We start from the raw sequence: 15,389 nt of genomic DNA, 5'->3' as shown, positions 1-15,389 counted from the left end.
TCGGGTCAGGGATGAACGGGCGAAGGACCAGCTCAAGGCCCTGACCGCCTACGCCAAGACCGGCGCCGACGACGTCACCGAGGCGGCGCACGACTTCCCAGCGGACCATCGCTCATGCAACAGCACGGCTGCAAGAGTCCTCCGACACCCCTGTAAGAAGTGGCCTTGGCCGGACATAGACGAGGTGGAGGGGATGTGGACACAACGAGCGACGAGCAGCGCTTCACCGATCTGTACCGGCAGCACTACGCCGATGTTGATGCCTATGTACGGAGACGCACGCGCTCCAGCGAGGTTCGGGATGTAGTATCCGAGGTTTTCCTCGTTGCCTGGCGTAGGTTGGGCGATGCTCCTGAGAGGACCCCCTTGCCGTGGCTCTATGGGGTGGCTCGGCGAACGCTGGCTAACGCCTACCGCTCTGAGGAGCGCCGTATGAAGCTGTCGGAGTCCCTCGCCGCGCAGTCGCACGACGAACTTGGCGATCACGCCGATGTCGTTGCAGAGCAGGTGGATCTAGCTGCTGCGTTCGACAAGCTCAGCCACTCCGACCAGGAAGCGTTGCGTTTGACGCTATGGGAAAATCTGTCACCCAAGGACGCCGCGAAGGTTCTTGGATGCTCAACTTCCACTTTCCAGGTTCGGGTGCACCGGGCGCGCAAGCGGTTGCGCCACCGAGTCGCCGAAGTGTCTGCGCATGAGTTGGCTTCAGCACGCGCACTCAATCGAGGAGCGCAGCAGACGACGTGGGGCGGTGCCGATGCGTGACATTGATGAGCGTTTCCGCTCGCTTGACCCTGCTCGGGGTCAAGCGGAGCTAGTGACGGGACCGGAGCGTCAAGCAGAACTGGAGAGGATTCTGACGAGTCCACAAGAACTTGACGCATCTGCTAGCCATCGGCCGCGGACTCGCAGGCGGATTCTCGTGGTGGCTGGGGTCGTTACTGCTGCGGCTGTCGCCGCGGTGGGTGTCAACTTGCTCGGCCCGACTGCGCAGCCGGCGTACGCGGCGACACCGGCCCCCTTGAAGTTGCAGCATTCGGACAAGTCTGCGGCTGAGGTCCTAGAAGAGATTGCCCACGACGTTGAGCTGCTTCCGGAGGAACCGCCATCGGGCGATACCGAGCACTTCGTCCAGGAAAGCTGGTCGCTGTCGACACGTATCAACGGGGTCCAGGTCACCTCTGCCGTGATTCCTGAACGCCGAGAGACTTGGAAGAAGCCCGACGGTTCAGTGAAATGGACCGTCCGGAGCCAGAAGCCTCAGTTCCAGACAGACGAGCAGCGTGCGGCTTGGGAAAAGGCTGGTTCAGTGGGTGAGGATCCGGTCGAGTATTCCAACTCGTCTGGCCCTTCGGGCAAGTCCGATCCCAGGGACCAGGAAGCTCCGGGTGATGCGGCTGGCATGCTGAGCTGGCTGCGACTGGGATACGGAACTTCTGGCCCTGGTGCACTCTTCGACTCGATCTCCGAAAGGAACCTTGACAACAGGTTCTCCCCGAAACAGCGAGCCGCAATTCTGCGCGTACTCAAAGAGACTTCCGGGGTCGAGTACAGGGGAACTGTGAAGGATCGCGCTGGGCGATCGGGGGCAGCCTTCTCCGTCAACTCCAGGTACGGAGGGCTCCCGAAGATCCAGACTCTCGTTTTCGATCGGATGGACGGGAAGCTCTTGTCCTACGACGAGGAGCTGACGACCGATGCTGGCGCGCTCAACGTCAAGGTGCCCGCTGTCGTTCTCTATGTGAATTACCTTGTAGGTGAGTGACGTGACCAGGGCCGAAGGAGGGCGGCCTTCGGCCTCGGCTCACTTCCTACTCAGGAGGATGACGTAAAGAAGCATCACGCCTGCCACGCGAATCGTGCGTCTTGCCACGCAACCTGCCAGCCGGAGCCTCTCCCACGGGAGTATGTGACACCTCAGCCCCGAGTGTCACATTTCCGCGCCTCCGCTGGACAAGCGCCCACGCTCCCTGCGTACCGCCCAAGGGACTGCTGCATGATCGGGTGACAGCGGGTTTATGCAGCAAGAGCTGCGGGTGGGGTCATGATGGTCTCGTACTCGACGGGGGTCAATCGGCCCAGGCGTCGTTGCCGTCGGCGCCGGTGGTAGGTCCGCTCGATCCAGGTCACGATCGCGATCCGCAACTCCTGGCGGGTGGCCCAGGTACGGCGGTCGAGGACGTTCTTCTGCAGCAGTGCGAAGAAGCTCTCCATCGCGGCGTTGTCGCCGGCGGCCCCGACCCGGCCCATCGAACCGACCAGGCCATGCCGGTTGAGTACGGCGGCGACCTTGCGGGACCGGAATTGCGAACCGCGGTCGGAGTGCACGATGCACCCCGCGACGGGGCCGCGGCGGACGACGGCGGACTCCAGCGCTCTCACCGCGAGGCGGGACTGCATCCTGGCGTCGATGGAATAGCCCACGATACGGCCCGAGAAAGCGTCCTTGACGGCGCACAGATACAGCTTGCCCTCGATGGTTGCGTGCTCGGTGATGTCCGTGAGCCACAGCCGGTTCGGCCCGTCCGCGGTGAAGTCCCGCCGCACCAGGTCATCGTGGACCGGCGGCCCGGCCTTGGCGTTCTTCCCGCGGCCCCTGCGCTTGCCGAAGGCGCTCCACCAGCCGTTGTCCCGGCAGATCCGCCAGGCGGTCCGCTCGGCCATCGCCTCACCGGCGACGCGCGCTTCGTCGAGAAGGAAGCGGTGGCCGAACTCGGGATCGTCGCGGTGCGCGTCGAACAAGGCGTTGGCCCGGTATGCCTCGGCCAATTCGGCGTCGGTGACCGGCCGGTCCAGCCACCGGTAGTAGGGCTGGCGGGCCAGCCCGAGCACCCGGCACGTCACCGCCACCGGCACCCGGCAAGGGGCATCGGCAGCGGCCAGCTCGCGGACGAGCGGGTACATCATTTTGCCGGCAGGTTCGCCTGCGACAGATACGCCGCCGCCCTCCTGAGCACCTCGTTCTCCTGCTCCAGCAGCCGGATCCGTTTGCGTGCCTCGCGCAGCTCGGCCGACTCATCCGATGCCGTTGCGGGCCTGGCGCCCTCGTCGGTGTCGGCGCGGCGCAGCCACTTCGAGAGCGTGATCGGGTGGACGCCGAAGTCGGCGGCGATCTGTTCCAGCGTGACGCCGGGCTCGCGGTTGCGCGCGACTCGCACGACGTCCTCGCGGAACTCCTTGGGATACGGCTTGGGCACTGCGACATCCTTCCAGGCCGCCTCTCAGCAAGCCAGGTCAGGTGTCACCCAACTCTGCAGCAGTCCCCAACTTCGAAGACCACCAACGACTGCGGCCACGCCTACCAGAACGACGACTCGGCACGCACTCATTCGTGTGTGGCCAGTTCGAACCACACCACCTTCCAGCCGGTCGTTCGGGAGCGGGCGGTCAGGAGGCAGCGGCCCCACGTGTCCGCCAGGGCCTCGACCATAAACAGGCCCCGGCCGAAGTTCTGGTCTGGCGTGCAAGGTAGGGGATCCGGTAGTTCCGGGTGGTTGTCCATCACTCCGATCCGTAGGACTCCGGCGCGGGAGCGGAGTCTGACGGCTAGCGGGCCGTCGGAGTTTTTTACCGCGTTTGAGACCAACTCTGACGTCGACAGCTCTGTCGTGTCGACTACTTCTGGACTCCAGCCGTAGTCGAGGAGAGCTCTGCGGATGGTTTGGCGGGCGATGCGTGGGCTCGGGAATTGTTCGTCAGGTGGAGGTGGCACTCCCAGGTGGAGATCGCTTCGGGCATGCAGGAACTCCAGGCCGATTGAGGGTGATTGAGGGGAGGGCGGTCGATGGCTTGCCTCCCTGGCGTGGGCCCGCCCTTCCAGGGGAGGAGCGTGCGGGCAAGCCTGCGCGACGCGTTTCCAATCGCTATGGGTAGCGCACACATCACTTAACGTAGAGCGCTCATGGTTACATTGCCACCTATCCGAGGTAATTAACCCGTACATGGTCGGCGGGGGGGCGATTGAGGGCAGTTTGCTGGCGACCACCGCGGAAGGAAGGCCATGCCACCGAGGACCAGTCCCACGGAGCGTCAGAGGCGTCTGGGGACCGAGCTGCGCAAGATGCGGATGGCGGCGGGGATAACGGCGGAGCAAGCCGCCGCGCTGCTCGGGCTCGACCCGGCGAAGATCTCCAACATCGAGACCGGCATCCGCACCATCAGCCCAGAACGGCTGCGCACCCTCGCCTGCAACTGCGACTGCTCGGACCAGGCGTACGTAGAGGCGCTGGTGAGCATGGCCCGCCCCAACGAGCGTGGCTGGTAGGAGCGTTATCGGGGTTCCCTCTCCCCCGGCCTCCTGGACATCGCCCAGCTGGAGTCATACGCGGTGCGCATGCGTACGGCCCACACCGCACACATCCCGGGCCTGTTCCAGACCAGCGATCACGCCCTCGAACTCTTCCGTGCCGTACTGCCGCCGCTTCCAGAGCACGAGATCGCCCTGCGCCTCGCGTTCCGAGCCGAGCGGCAGCACGTACTGGAGGGCGAGAACCCGCCGGAGTACGTAGGCACCGTTCACGAGGCCGCACTGCGGATGCAGTTCGGCGGGCGCAAGGTCGCGCGCGCTCAGCTCGACCATCTGCTCGCCGTTTCCGAGCGTCCGCAGATCCGGTTGCTGGTGATCCCGTTCTCGGCGGGCACGTTCCCCGGAGCCGGGCAGACCGTCAACTACCTCGAAGGTCCCGTACCGCAGTTGGACACCGCCCAGGTGGACAGCTCGCACGGCCCGGAATTCCTCAGCGGTGAAGCGCAACTGGCCAAGTACCGTGCACACCTGGATCGGATGGAGGGCATCGCCCTGTCGCCAGAGGCGTCACGCGACTTCATCCGCGGCATCGCCGACGATTTGTGAGGAGCAGTCCGATGGACGACATCACGTGGGAGGAACCGTTCTGCGGCGAGGGAGCCAGTTGCTTCCGCCTCGGCACCGACTCCCAAGGCAACGCCTACATCGCCATAGCCGGCGCCGAGGACAACTACCTTACGGACACCCGCGAAGCGCTCCGTACTCTCATCCTCGACATCAAGGCGGGCAAGATGGACCACCTTCTCTGATCCCGCCCGAGCGCGGGCGCGCACCACACACATTTCGTCAACGAGGCCGGTAAAGTCTCGGCCAGCGTGCGCTATTGGACTGCGGCCGCAGATTCAAGGGGTCAGGGTGGCGCGGTGCTTGCCCTAGCTCGGGACGATCTCACTCCAATCCTGGGATGTCGTGGAGAGCTCGATCGGCCGCGGGATGGGCTGGCTTCGGCAGGGAATCAAGATCCCCGGAGCCGGTGTCAGCTGTACAAGAATCCCACCATTAGGCCGTCTACCTCGGCATTGGAGATCTTTGGTCCCTGCTGGCCGGGCTTGTAGTTGGGTGAGGCGCTGAGCGGCCATATGGCAGGGGCCGAGGAGCTGCGGGACGGCACGCTCGTGCTGACGCAGGAGGCACCGGACGAGAAGGGCCGCGCGGGAGTCGTCGTACGGACCGTCGACGTCCTGCGGCCCAACGGTGACCGTGTGGTGATCATGGCCTCCAACGCCGCCGGCCTGCAGGGCGGGGCCACACGTGAGGCGCCCGCCCTGACCATGGACCAGCTGAAGAGGATCGCCACCAGTGAGAAGTGGCAGGACGGCCGCTAGAACCAGGCCCGTCAGAAGAACTCCGCCCACGGCTGGTCCCAGATCTGCTTCACGCACAGGACGACGAACAGCAGGCCGGCGATGGTCAGCATCGCGTTGCTGAGGATTCCGTTGCGCCATTCGCGGGGGGTCCGGGAGGAGTTGAGGAGCCAGATCAGGGTGAGGGCGAGGAACGGCATGAAGGCCGCGCCCAGGACGCCGTAGAGGATCACCAGGCGGAACGGCTGGCCCTGGAAGAGCAGGATGATCGGCGGGAACGTCAGCCAGAGGAGGTAGGCGCGGAAGGGGAGGGACTTCTCGCGGCGGCCCGAGGCCACCTCCTCGCCGGTGACGGCGGACTCCGTGCCCGGGATCGCCGATCCGGCCGCCCGCACCCGGTCCTTGCGGTACCGCTCCACGAAGTCCGCGAACATCAGACTGACGCCGTGCCATACGCCGATCAGCGACGTGAACGACGTGGCGAAGAAGCCGACCAGGAACAGCTTGGCGGTCGCCGTGCCGTACTCGTCGTCCAGGATCGCGGTCAGGTCGATCAGGCCCTTGTCGCCGCTCGAGATCGCCGTGTGCGAGGCGTGCAGCAGTTCGGCGCCGACGAAGAGCATGGCGATGACGAAGATGCCTGTGGTGATGTACGCGACGCGGTTGTCGAGGCGCATCACCTTCATCCAGCTCGTGTTCGTCCAGCCCTTGGCGTTGACCCAGTAGCCGTACGCGGCAAGCGTGATCGTGCCGCCGACGCCGCCGATGAGGCCGAGCGTGTTGAGCACCGAGTCCTTCTCGTCGGGGATTACGGGCAGCAGGCCCGCGAAGGCGTCGCCGAGGTTCGGCGTGACGCGGATCGCCAGGTAGACGGTCACGACGAACATGACGCCGACGAGGACCGTCATGACCTTCTCGAAGACCTCGTACTTGTTGAACCAGACGAAGGCCAGGCCGACGAGACCGCAGATGATCGCCCACGGCTTGATCGACCAGTCGGCCGGGAAGACGTCCGGGAACAGGGCCTGGAGCGGCAGCGCGCTCGACGACATCGCCGCCGCGCCGTAGACGAAACCCCAGATGACGACGTAGACGACGAAGAAGGCCGTCGTCCAGCGGCCCAGGCTGTGCCAGCCGTCGAAGAGGGTGCGGCCGGTCGACAGATGCCAGCGGCCGGCCGCCTCGGCGAGTGAGATCTTGACGAGGCAGCCGACGACGGCGGCCCAGAGCAGGGTGTAGCCGAAGTTGCTGCCCGCGACGAGCGTCGCGACGAGGTCACCGGCGCCGACACCCGTCGCGGCGACGACGATGCCCGGGCCGATGTACTTCCAACTCGACTTGCGGGGCGGGGAGGTCGCGCCGTCGGCTCCGGCGCCTGCCCCGTTCTTGTTGTTCCTGTGTTCTTCCGGCCCTGTCCCTGTCGTGTCCGTCGTCTCCGCCATGCGGATCAAGAAAGCGTAAAGAACACGAACGCACAAGGGGGCGCGCAGTGAGCCCTTGAGGTGCCCTTGACCGGGTCATGCCATGACCCGGACTATGGGCGCCACACCCGCACCACGTACGTCGCAGAGCCACCCCCCGCTCCACACCTGCTCCCCACCGGGAGACACCAGGTGAATCCCCCGGAGAACCCGGAAATCCAGGAGAATTCATGCGACTTCGCTTACGCGGCAAGCGGTCCGCCATCCTCGCGGCCCTGCTCGCCGCGGCACTCGCCGCGCCGATCACCGCCGTCGCCTCACCCGACGGCGGAAGAACGGCGGCAGCCACCGCCGACGCCGTCCGCAAGGACGAGTCCGTCCGCCAGTACGAGATCCATCTGCACTCCAACCGCGTGACCCGCACGACCCTCGCCAAGACGGGCGTCACGATCGACGAGTCCGACGGCCATGTGGTCGTGGTCTCCGCCGACGCCGCGGAGGCCGGGAAGCTCCGCGCGCTCGGTTACGAACTCGAGGCGCTGGGCGCGGTCCCGGACCGCAGCGGCGAAGCGGGCGTCGAACCACTCGACTTCCCCTCGGCCGACTCCAAGTACCACAACTACGCCGAGATGACCACGGAGATCGACCAGCGCATCGCTCAGTATCCGAACATCATGAGCAAGCGCGTCATCGGCAAGTCCTACCAGGGCCGCGACATCGTCGCGATCAAGATCAGCGACAACGTGGCCACGGACGAGGCCGAGCCCGAGATCCTCTTCACGCACCACCAGCACGCACGCGAGCACCTCACCGTCGAGATGGCGCTCTACCTCCTCAAGGAGTTCGGCGAGGACTACGGCAGCGACTCGCGTATCACCAACGCCGTCAACGGCCGTGAGATCTGGATCGTCCCGGACCTGAACCCCGACGGCGGCGAGTACGACATCGCCACCGGCTCCTACCGCAGCTGGCGCAAGAACCGCCAGCCCAACAGCGGTTCGTCGTACGTCGGCACGGACCTCAACCGCAACTGGGCCTACCGGTGGGGCTGCTGCGGCGGCTCGTCGGGCTCCACGTCGTCCGACACCTACCGGGGCCCGTCGGCCGAGTCCGCGCCCGAGGTGAAGGTCGTCGCCGACTTCGTGCGCAGCCGCGTGGTCGGCGGCAAGCAGCAGATCACGGCGGGCATCGACTTCCACACCTACAGCGAGCTGGTGCTCTGGCCGTACGGCTACACGTACTCGGACACCGCCACCGGCATGACCCAGGACGACCGCGACGCGTTCGCGGCCGTCGGCGGGAAGATGGCCGCCAGCAACGGGTACACCGCCGAGCAGTCCAGCGACCTCTACATCACGGACGGCTCGATCGACGACTGGCTGTGGGGATCGCAGAAGATCTTCGGCTACACCTTCGAGATGTACCCGTCGTCCAGCTCCGGCGGCGGCTTCTACCCGCCCGACGAGGTCATCGACCGGGAGACGTCGCGCAACCGGGACGCGGTGCTGCAGCTGGTGGAGAACGCGGACTGCATGTACCGGTCGATCGGGAAGGCGGCGCAGTACTGCGCTGCCTGATCCGGCTGAGGGGGCCACTCGGCTGAGGGGGCCACTCGCTACGGCGGGTGGCCCCGGTCGGCGGGGCATCCGGTACAGCGGGTGCCGCCGCGCGGCCCTCACGGGAGCGGCCGGAGCGGCCGAGCCAGGGGTGCCAGGCGGCCGGTCAGTCGTCCCTGTCGCCCGCGTTGACCTTGGTCTTGGCCTTGTCGCTGTTCTCGGCCTTGTCGCTGTTTTCGGCCTCGTCGCTGTTTTCGGCCGTGTCGCGCTTGTCGGCGCTCTGGGCGTCGGTCTCGGCGTCCGTCTCGGCACTCTCGGCGTCGGTCTGGGTGTCCGCCTCGTCCTCGGCGCCGTCCTCGAAGTAGGCGTCCAGAACCGCGTCGAGCTCGTCCGTCCACTCCTGTAGGCGGCTCTTGTCCTTGACCTCGATGTCGGCCGGGTACCAGCGGCGGTCCGGCGTATGGACCGTGACCGTGAACCAGCGCCCGAACCGGGACGTCTCGATCTCGACCGCGCCGATCTCGTCCCAGCGGAACTCGCACTCCTGGTCGTCCAGTCGGAGGCGTACGCCGCTGCGGTCCGCGGTGATCGAACCGCGGCGGTCGGCGGCCTCGAAGACCGGGCCGTCGCCGGAGTCGGCGTCGCCGGAGTCTGGGTCGCCGGCGACATCGGAGTCGCTGGAGTCGCCCGAGTCGCCGGAGTCATCGGCTTCGAGTGCGCCCGAAGAAGCCTCGCGACCACCAGCGTCACGCGCCTCCGCAATCTCCTCAACTTCGGGCGCCTCGGAGGCGTTCCCCTCGGCGACGGCCTCCCTGGGCTCCGTCTCCGTCGCGGTGTCCGCCGATGACACCGTCTCTTCCGGATCGGCGGCGAGGCGGGGCGTCGTGATACCGGGGACGTACGCCGGGTCGGTCGCGGCGGCGTGCACGGGCTGAATGTTCGGACCTCTGCGCTGCTCCACGGCGGCAGTATGGACGACGACCCTGTGTCCGCGGCGCCCGACCCCCCGATTGCCCCGATTACCCCGGCGGGAAGAGTCCCGGCTGTTCCGGTACGGCCGGAATCGCCGTACCGGAATCGCCGTACCGGAACTGCCGTACCGAAACAGCCGGTTGTCCGCCTACACGAACAGGCTCAGCACCGCCGCCACGACGAAGCCCGCCACGGACAGAACGGATTCCAGGACGGTCCAGGACTTCAGGGTGTCCCGCTCGGAGATCCCGAAGTACTTCGCCACGATCCAGAATCCGCCGTCATTGACGTGCGAGGCGAAGATCGAGCCCGCCGAGATGGCCATGATGACGAGGGCGACGAAGGGCTGCGAGTGGTCGCCGGCCTCGATGAGGGGCCAGACGATGCCCGCCGTGGTGACGATCGCGACCGTGGCCGACCCCTGGGCGACGCGCAGGACCAGCGAGATCAGATAGGCCAGGACGATGACCGGCAGACCGATGTCGCTGAAGGTGTCGGACAGCGCCTGGGCGACACCGCTGCCCTTGAGGACGGCACCGAAGATGCCGCCGGCGCCGACCACGAGCAGGATGTTGCCGACCGGCTTCAGGGACGAAGTCGAGACCCGCTCAAGGGACTTGCGGGACCAGCCGCGGCGGATGCCCAGCAGGTAGTACGCCATGAACAGGGCGATGGTCAGCGCCACGAAGGGGTTGCCGAAGAACTCGATGACCGAGCGGCCGGTGGAGGGGCCGAAGGCAATCGAGGAGAAGGTGGCCGCCAGGATCAGGACCAGCGGGGTGCCGATGATCAGGAAGACGGTGCTCAGCGGTACCGGCTTCTCGGGCGCCTGGCGGCCCGCGGCCTCCTGCTCGGCGACGACCGCCGCCTTGGCCTCGTCGGCGGCCTCGACCATGTCCTGCGGGACGGGCACGAAGACGCGGTTGCCGATCCACGCGGAGTACGCCCAGGCGGCGAGCACGGCCGGAACGCCACAGACGATGCCCATCAGGATGACCCAGCCGAGGTCCACCTTGAGCAGACCCGCGGCGGCGACGGGGCCGGGGTGCGGCGGCAGGAACGCGTGGGTCATCGACAGGCCCGCGAGCAGCGGCATGCAGTACAGCAGGATCGACTTGCCGGAGCGCTTGGCGGCGGCGTACACGATCGGCGCGAGGACGAAGATGCCGACGTCGAAGAAGACCGGGATACCGAAGATCAGGCCGGTGAGGCCCATGGCGAGCGGCGCGCGCTTCTCGCCGAAGAGGTTGAGCAGACGGGAAGAGAGGACCTCCGCACCACCGCTGACCTCGAGAATCGCGCCGAGCATCGTGCCCAGGCCGATGATGATCGCCACATGGCCGAGGATGCCGCCCATGCCGGACTCGATGAGCGAGACGGCGTCGGACTTCTGGACGGTGCCGAAGAGTTCGGTGACCGAGAGACCTGCGGCGAGGCCGACGGCTATGGACACGGCGAGCAGCGCGACGAACGGCTGCAGCCGCACCTTGATGATCAGGAAGAGCAGCAGCAGGATGCCGAGGGCCGCGACCGTGAGCAGGCCCGCGGTTCCGTCGACGAGGGCGAGGAGACCGCCGGTGTGGGGTGGCATCTCTGCGGGGGCGGATGCCGCGAGTGGGGACGCGTTCGCGGCGAGCGGGGACAAGGACAGGGACATGGAGGGGGGCCTCGTAATTCCATGGGCGGGGGTCTGGGGGCTCCCCCCAGAAGGCACAGCCGGGCAGGGGGGATCGCGGCACGGCGCGCCAGGGGCGGGCGCCGTGCCGTGATGTACGGCGTGCGGGGAGTCGATGGGCGTCAGCAGCCTGCGGGTGAGCCGTCGAACGACGGGGACGGTGACGCGGTGAGCGATGTCAGCCGAGGACGGCCAGCGCGTCGATCTCGATGAGCAGGCCCTTGGGCAGACCGACGTAGACGGTCGTACGGGCGGCCGGGGGCTGCTTGAGCCCCTGCTCCTCGAAGTACGCGTTGTAAATCTCGTTCATCTCCGCGAAGTGGTCGACGTCGGTCAGGTAGACGCGCATCATCATCACGTCGTCCCAGGTGGCGCTGCCCTCTTCGAGGATCGTCTTGACGTTGGCGAAGGTCTGCAGCGTCTGCTCGCGCAGGGTCGGGCCGGCGGGCGTGGGGGCCTCGCCCTCGACGGCCGGGAGGAAGCCGACCTGGCCGGCGACCTGGAGGATGTTGCCCTTCTTGACGCCGTGCGAGAACTTGGCGGGCGGGGTGGTGTGGGTGGCCGGGGTGAGGGCGGTCTTCTCGGTCATGTCGCTCATTTCTTTCGGGACTTTCCGGGTTTTTCCGGGTTTCTCAGGGTTTTCCGGGGACGGGCCGTGCCGGGCCGTGCGAGGTGGGGGTGTCCCTCGCAGGGGCGCTGCCCGAGTACTCACGGGTGATGGCGTCGGCGGTGCGGCGCACCAGCGGGAGCAGCGTGAGGAGTTCCTCTGCGGTGACGACGACGTTCGGCGCGGAGACGGACATGGCCGCGACGACCCGCCCGTCCGCACCGCGGATGGGCGCGGCAATGCAGTTAATGGACTCCTCGTGGCCACCGAGGTCGGTGGCCCAGCCCTGTTCGCGTACGGTCGCCAGCTCCTTGAGGAAGGCGGCGGCGTTCGGGATCGAACGGGCCGTGTACATGGGGTAGTCGAGCTTCTCGGCGAGCGCGCGCCGCTCGGCCTCGGGACGGTCGGCGAGGATCAGCTTGGCGACGGCCGCGACGGTGATGGCGACCGGCTTGCCGATACGCGAGTACATGCGCACCGGGTAGCGGCTCTCCACCTTGTCGATGTAGAGGACTTCGTTCTCCTCGTACACGGCGAGATGCACGGTGTGCCCGCACTTCTCGTTGAGGTCGACGAGGTAGGGGTGGGCGATCTCCCGTATGTCGAGGTTCTCGACGGCCTCCTGGGCGAGGGCGAAGAGGCGGGCGCCGAGGCGGTAGCGCTGGTCGGCCTGGCGGTGCACGAGGCCGTGCTCGTGCAGGGTGCGCAGGAGCCGCAGTGCGGTGGACTTGTGGACGCCGAGGCGGTCGGCGACCTGCCCCAGGTCGGCGGGGCCCTCGGCGAGCAGCGGCAGGATGCTCAGCGCGCGGTCGACGGTCTGGCTCATGGGATGCGTACCTCCTCCGTGGCCTCCGTCTCGTGCGCGTCCGCGGTGACGGCGTCCGTCCAGCCGGGGCCCAGTCGAAGTGTCCCCCACGCGTTGTCATCGAGGTTGGCCAGGCGGTCGGCGTGGCTCCGGGCCGGCGGGGTGCCGAGGTCGCCGGGGACGGTGAGGGCGGCGGCGGCCATGAGGTGGCCGTGCCGCAGTCGGTCGCGTACGGGGAGACCACGCAGCGTGGCCGACAGGAACCCGGCGGCGAAGGCGTCGCCGGCGCCGACGTGGGCCACGACGTCGATGTCCAGCGCGCGTACGAAGGTGGTGGTGCCCGTGGCGTCCTCGCTCAGGCCGTCGACGTTCTTGTCGAGCACGGTCGCCCCGCCCTTGCCCTGCTTGACGACCACGATCTCCGGCTCGGGCAGCGCCTCGCGGATGGCGCGTGTGCCGTGCAGCCCCCAGGCCTCCCGCGCCTCGTCGTCCCCCACGAACACGATGTCGGCTCCGCGCGCCAGCTCCAGCAGTACGCGCGGCCCGTCGGCTTCGCGCCACAGCCCGGGCCGGTGGTTGACGTCGAAGGAGACGAGCGGGCGACCGGGACGAGATGCCGTCAGCTCCCGCATGAGGCCGAGGCACTCCTCGGACAGCGCGGCCGTGATCCCGGAGAGGTGCAGGATGCGAGCCGCACGAAGCGCGTCCAGGTCCACGCTGTCGGCCGCCATCGCCGAGGCCGCCGATCCCGACCGGTAGTACGCCACCTCGTGGGCGTCGGTGGCGCGGTCGCCCGCCGTGCGGAAGTAGATGCCGGTGGGGCGCTCCGGGTCACGCCGCACGGACGTGACGTCGACGCCGTACCCGCCGATCGTCTCGACCAGGTGGTCGCCGAACCCGTCGGCGCCGACCCGGCTGACCCACCGCGTGGAATGGCCGGCGGCCGCCAGTACGCACGCCACGTTCGACTCCGCGCCGCCGATGGCCCGGTCGAAGGACGGTACGTCGGCGAGGCGGCCCGGGCGGGAGGGCAGGAAGGTGACCATGGACTCGCCGAGCGTGACGACGTCCACGACATCGGGGACAGGGGAGAGTCCGTCGGTGGTCTCGATGGTCGCGGCTCCTCGTGGTTTCGGGTCGCAGCGGCTGCATTGACCGGTGTTCGCTGGGGATGTTAGACAGCAGGAAACGTCATACGCAATGCACGTTGCACATGTTGCAACTTACTCATCAGGGAGGCTCCATGAGTGCCGAAGCGCTCGCACGCCTGGCCGCCGAACGCGTCGACCACCGTTTCAAGGGCCTCCCGCCGGACGCCGACGGCCTGACCGTCGGCGAGCTGGCCGCCCAGCGCCGCAACCTCTTCACCGACGGCTTCGCCACTCCGGTCCTCGCCCTCTCCGCCGAGCGCCTGGAGCACAACCTCGAGCTCATGGAGACGTACGCGACCCGCCACGGCCTCGCCTTCGCACCGCACGGCAAGACCTCCATGGCCCCCCAGCTCTTCCACCGCCAGATCGAGCACGGCGCGTGGGGCATCACGCTCGCGGTGCCGCACCAGGTGCGGGTGGCCCGCGCGTTCGGCGTCCAGCGTGTCTTCCTGGCGAACGAGCTGGTGGACGCGGCGGCCCTGCGGTGGGTGGCGGCGGAGCTCGCCGGGGACCCGGAGTTCCGTTTCATCTGCTACGTCGACTCGGTACGCGGTGTCGAGCTGATGGACGCCGCGCTGTCCCCGCTGCCGGCCGGCGGACGCCCGGTCGACGTGGTCGTCGAGCTGGGCGCGGGCGAGGGCGCGCGCACAGGGGCGCGGACGGAGGCCGACTGCACGGCCGTCGCGGACGCGGTGGCGGCCGTGGACACGCTGCGGCTGGTGGGCGTCGCGGGATACGAGGGCGAGGTCCCGGACGCTGACCCGGAACGGGTCCGCGCCTGGCTGCGCCGCCTGACGGCGCTCGCGGCGGACTTCGACAAGGCGGGCCGCTTCTCCGGGGCGGGGTCGGCGACGTCCGGGTCGGGGTCGGCGTCGTCCGGATCGGGGTCGGGGTCGGCGACGTCCGGATCGGGGTCGGGGTCGGCATCGTCCGGATCGAGGTCGGGGTCCGAGTCCGGTCTCGACGAGATCGTCGTCAGCGCGGGCGGCAGCGCCTGGTTCGACGCGGTGGCGGACGTCTTCGCGGAGATCCCCGAACTCTCCCTGCCGGTCCTGAAGTTGCTGCGCTCGGGCGCGTACGTCTCCCACGACGACGGGCACTACAAGCATGTGACGCCGTTCAACCGGGTCCCGGAGGAGGGCGCCCTGCACCCGGCGTTCCGGCTGTGGGCCCAGGTCGTCTCGCGGCCCACCGCGGACCAGGCGTTCGTCAACGCGGGCAAGCGGGACGCCGCGTACGACCTGGACCTGCCGCAGGCACAGGTGGTCCGCGGCGCCCGCGACGGCGTCGAGCGCCCGGCGACCGGGATCGAGGTCACCGGCCTCTCGGACCAGCACGGCTGGCTGCGCACCTCCGCGGAGGCCGATCTGGAGGTCGGCGACTGGGTCGGCCTGGGCCTGTCGCACCCGTGCACGTCGTTCGACAAGTGGCAGCTGATCCCGGTGGTGGAGGCGGACGGGACGGTGACGGAGTACGTGCGGACGTTCTTCTGACGGGGCCCGCAAAGCTACGCGCCGGAGGCGCGGGAGACCGGGCGGGCGGAGCCCGCGAATGCAGGGCGGGTGGGTGGGAGAAACCGCGCTGGAGGCGCG

14 protein-coding genes and 1 pseudogene are annotated in these 15,389 nt (G+C 68.2%); 7 read left to right on the top strand and 8 right to left on the bottom strand.

Annotation, left to right across the window (positions count from 1 at the left end; translation table 11 throughout):
• Nucleotides 1-159 precede the first annotated feature (159 nt).
• On the top strand, nucleotides 160-765 hold the full coding sequence (locus tag ACSMXV_RS26515; protein WP_473173732.1) for an RNA polymerase sigma factor: 606 nt from the start codon (nucleotides 160-162) through the stop codon (nucleotides 763-765).
• Nucleotides 695-1,765: a CU044_5270 family protein gene (locus tag ACSMXV_RS26510; protein WP_473173731.1), complete on the top strand. Its 1,071-nt coding sequence runs from the start codon at nucleotides 695-697 to the stop codon at nucleotides 1,763-1,765. Before ACSMXV_RS26515 ends, ACSMXV_RS26510 begins: the two co-directional genes overlap by 71 nt.
• 251 nt (nucleotides 1,766-2,016) lie before the next feature.
• Here the strand turns inward: ACSMXV_RS26510 and ACSMXV_RS26505 are convergent.
• Together ACSMXV_RS26505 and ACSMXV_RS26500 are read right to left on the bottom strand one after the other, a co-directional pair.
• Nucleotides 2,017-3,197, bottom strand: a protein-coding gene (locus ACSMXV_RS26505; protein WP_473173730.1) for an IS3 family transposase whose coding sequence is annotated in 2 segments (ribosomal slippage) — nucleotides 2,017-2,910 and nucleotides 2,913-3,197 — 1,179 coding nt in all. Because the reading frame shifts where the segments join, the coding sequence is not laid out codon by codon here.
• A gap of 128 nt (nucleotides 3,198-3,325) precedes the next feature.
• Complete coding sequence (locus tag ACSMXV_RS26500) at nucleotides 3,326-3,943, bottom strand: ATP-binding protein (protein WP_473179074.1); 618 nt, start codon at nucleotides 3,941-3,943, stop codon at nucleotides 3,326-3,328.
• Nucleotides 3,944-4,000: 57 nt separating this feature from the next.
• Here ACSMXV_RS26500 and ACSMXV_RS26495 point away from each other — a divergent pair.
• The 3 genes and pseudogenes from ACSMXV_RS26495 to ACSMXV_RS26485 all read left to right on the top strand — a co-directional run bounded on the left by ACSMXV_RS26495 (nucleotide 4,001) and on the right by ACSMXV_RS26485 (nucleotide 5,631).
• Nucleotides 4,001-4,852, top strand: a pseudogene (locus ACSMXV_RS26495) (helix-turn-helix domain-containing protein).
• Between the two features lie 11 nt (nucleotides 4,853-4,863).
• Nucleotides 4,864-5,055, top strand: a complete 192-nt coding sequence (locus ACSMXV_RS26490; RefSeq protein ID WP_473173729.1) for a hypothetical protein — start codon at nucleotides 4,864-4,866, stop codon at nucleotides 5,053-5,055.
• A gap of 330 nt (nucleotides 5,056-5,385) precedes the next feature.
• Nucleotides 5,386-5,631, top strand: a complete 246-nt coding sequence (locus ACSMXV_RS26485) for a hypothetical protein (protein WP_473173728.1) — start codon at nucleotides 5,386-5,388, stop codon at nucleotides 5,629-5,631.
• A gap of 11 nt (nucleotides 5,632-5,642) precedes the next feature.
• Here ACSMXV_RS26485 and ACSMXV_RS26480 read toward each other — a convergent pair whose 3' ends face one another.
• Nucleotides 5,643-7,052, bottom strand: a complete 1,410-nt coding sequence (locus ACSMXV_RS26480) for an Nramp family divalent metal transporter (protein ID WP_473173727.1) — start codon at nucleotides 7,050-7,052, stop codon at nucleotides 5,643-5,645.
• A gap of 209 nt (nucleotides 7,053-7,261) precedes the next feature.
• Here ACSMXV_RS26480 and ACSMXV_RS26475 point away from each other — a divergent pair, with 209 nt between their 5' ends.
• The gene (locus tag ACSMXV_RS26475) at nucleotides 7,262-8,608 is read left to right on the top strand and encodes a M14 family metallopeptidase (protein WP_473173726.1); all 1,347 of its coding nucleotides are present in this window, start codon (nucleotides 7,262-7,264) and stop codon (nucleotides 8,606-8,608) included.
• 145 nt (nucleotides 8,609-8,753) lie between these two features.
• On the opposite strand, the gene ACSMXV_RS26470 is transcribed toward ACSMXV_RS26475, so the two are convergent.
• From ACSMXV_RS26470 to ACSMXV_RS26450, 5 genes are all read right to left on the bottom strand, one after another.
• Nucleotides 8,754-9,548: a hypothetical protein gene (locus ACSMXV_RS26470; protein ID WP_473173725.1), complete on the bottom strand. Its 795-nt coding sequence runs from the start codon at nucleotides 9,546-9,548 to the stop codon at nucleotides 8,754-8,756.
• A gap of 159 nt (nucleotides 9,549-9,707) precedes the next feature.
• Entirely contained in the window at nucleotides 9,708-11,150 is a 1,443-nt protein-coding gene (locus tag ACSMXV_RS26465; RefSeq protein WP_473179073.1) for a GntP family permease, read from the bottom strand.
• 262 nt (nucleotides 11,151-11,412) lie between these two features.
• Nucleotides 11,413-11,823: a RidA family protein gene (locus ACSMXV_RS26460; RefSeq protein WP_473173724.1), complete on the bottom strand. Its 411-nt coding sequence runs from the start codon at nucleotides 11,821-11,823 to the stop codon at nucleotides 11,413-11,415.
• Nucleotides 11,824-11,866: 43 nt separating this feature from the next.
• Entirely contained in the window at nucleotides 11,867-12,667 is an 801-nt protein-coding gene (locus ACSMXV_RS26455; protein WP_473173723.1) for an IclR family transcriptional regulator, read from the bottom strand.
• Nucleotides 12,664-13,719 (bottom strand): sugar kinase, encoded by a 1,056-nt coding sequence (locus tag ACSMXV_RS26450; protein ID WP_473173722.1) that lies wholly within the window; start codon nucleotides 13,717-13,719, stop codon nucleotides 12,664-12,666. The genes ACSMXV_RS26455 and ACSMXV_RS26450 overlap by 4 nt, the downstream gene beginning before the upstream one ends.
• 170 nt (nucleotides 13,720-13,889) lie before the next feature.
• Here ACSMXV_RS26450 and ACSMXV_RS26445 point away from each other — a divergent pair, with 170 nt between their 5' ends.
• Complete coding sequence (locus ACSMXV_RS26445) at nucleotides 13,890-15,290, top strand: alanine racemase (protein ID WP_473173721.1); 1,401 nt, start codon at nucleotides 13,890-13,892, stop codon at nucleotides 15,288-15,290.
• The last annotated feature ends 99 nt before the right edge of the window (nucleotides 15,291-15,389 follow it).

The organism is Streptomyces sp. DSM 42067 (genome assembly GCF_055792885.1).
This window is presented reverse-complemented; position numbering and strand designations above follow the sequence as displayed.

Coding starts and splice junctions, on each gene's coding strand:
- ACSMXV_RS26475 (WP_473173726.1), top strand. CDS start 7,262: ATGCGACTTCGCTTACGCGGCAAGCGGTCCGCCATCCTCGCGGCCCTG.
- ACSMXV_RS26485 (WP_473173728.1), top strand. CDS start 5,386: ATGGCAGGGGCCGAGGAGCTGCGGGACGGCACGCTCGTGCTGACGCAG.
- ACSMXV_RS26445 (WP_473173721.1), top strand. CDS start 13,890: ATGAGTGCCGAAGCGCTCGCACGCCTGGCCGCCGAACGCGTCGACCAC.
- ACSMXV_RS26500 (WP_473179074.1), bottom strand. CDS start 3,943: ATGTACGGGTTAATTACCTCGGATAGGTGGCAATGTAACCATGAGCGC.
- ACSMXV_RS26480 (WP_473173727.1), bottom strand. CDS start 7,052: ATGGCGGAGACGACGGACACGACAGGGACAGGGCCGGAAGAACACAGG.
- ACSMXV_RS26465 (WP_473179073.1), bottom strand. CDS start 11,150: ATGCCACCCCACACCGGCGGTCTCCTCGCCCTCGTCGACGGAACCGCG.
- ACSMXV_RS26510 (WP_473173731.1), top strand. CDS start 695: ATGAGTTGGCTTCAGCACGCGCACTCAATCGAGGAGCGCAGCAGACGA.
- ACSMXV_RS26490 (WP_473173729.1), top strand. CDS start 4,864: ATGGACGACATCACGTGGGAGGAACCGTTCTGCGGCGAGGGAGCCAGT.
- ACSMXV_RS26460 (WP_473173724.1), bottom strand. CDS start 11,823: ATGACCGAGAAGACCGCCCTCACCCCGGCCACCCACACCACCCCGCCC.
- ACSMXV_RS26455 (WP_473173723.1), bottom strand. CDS start 12,667: ATGAGCCAGACCGTCGACCGCGCGCTGAGCATCCTGCCGCTGCTCGCC.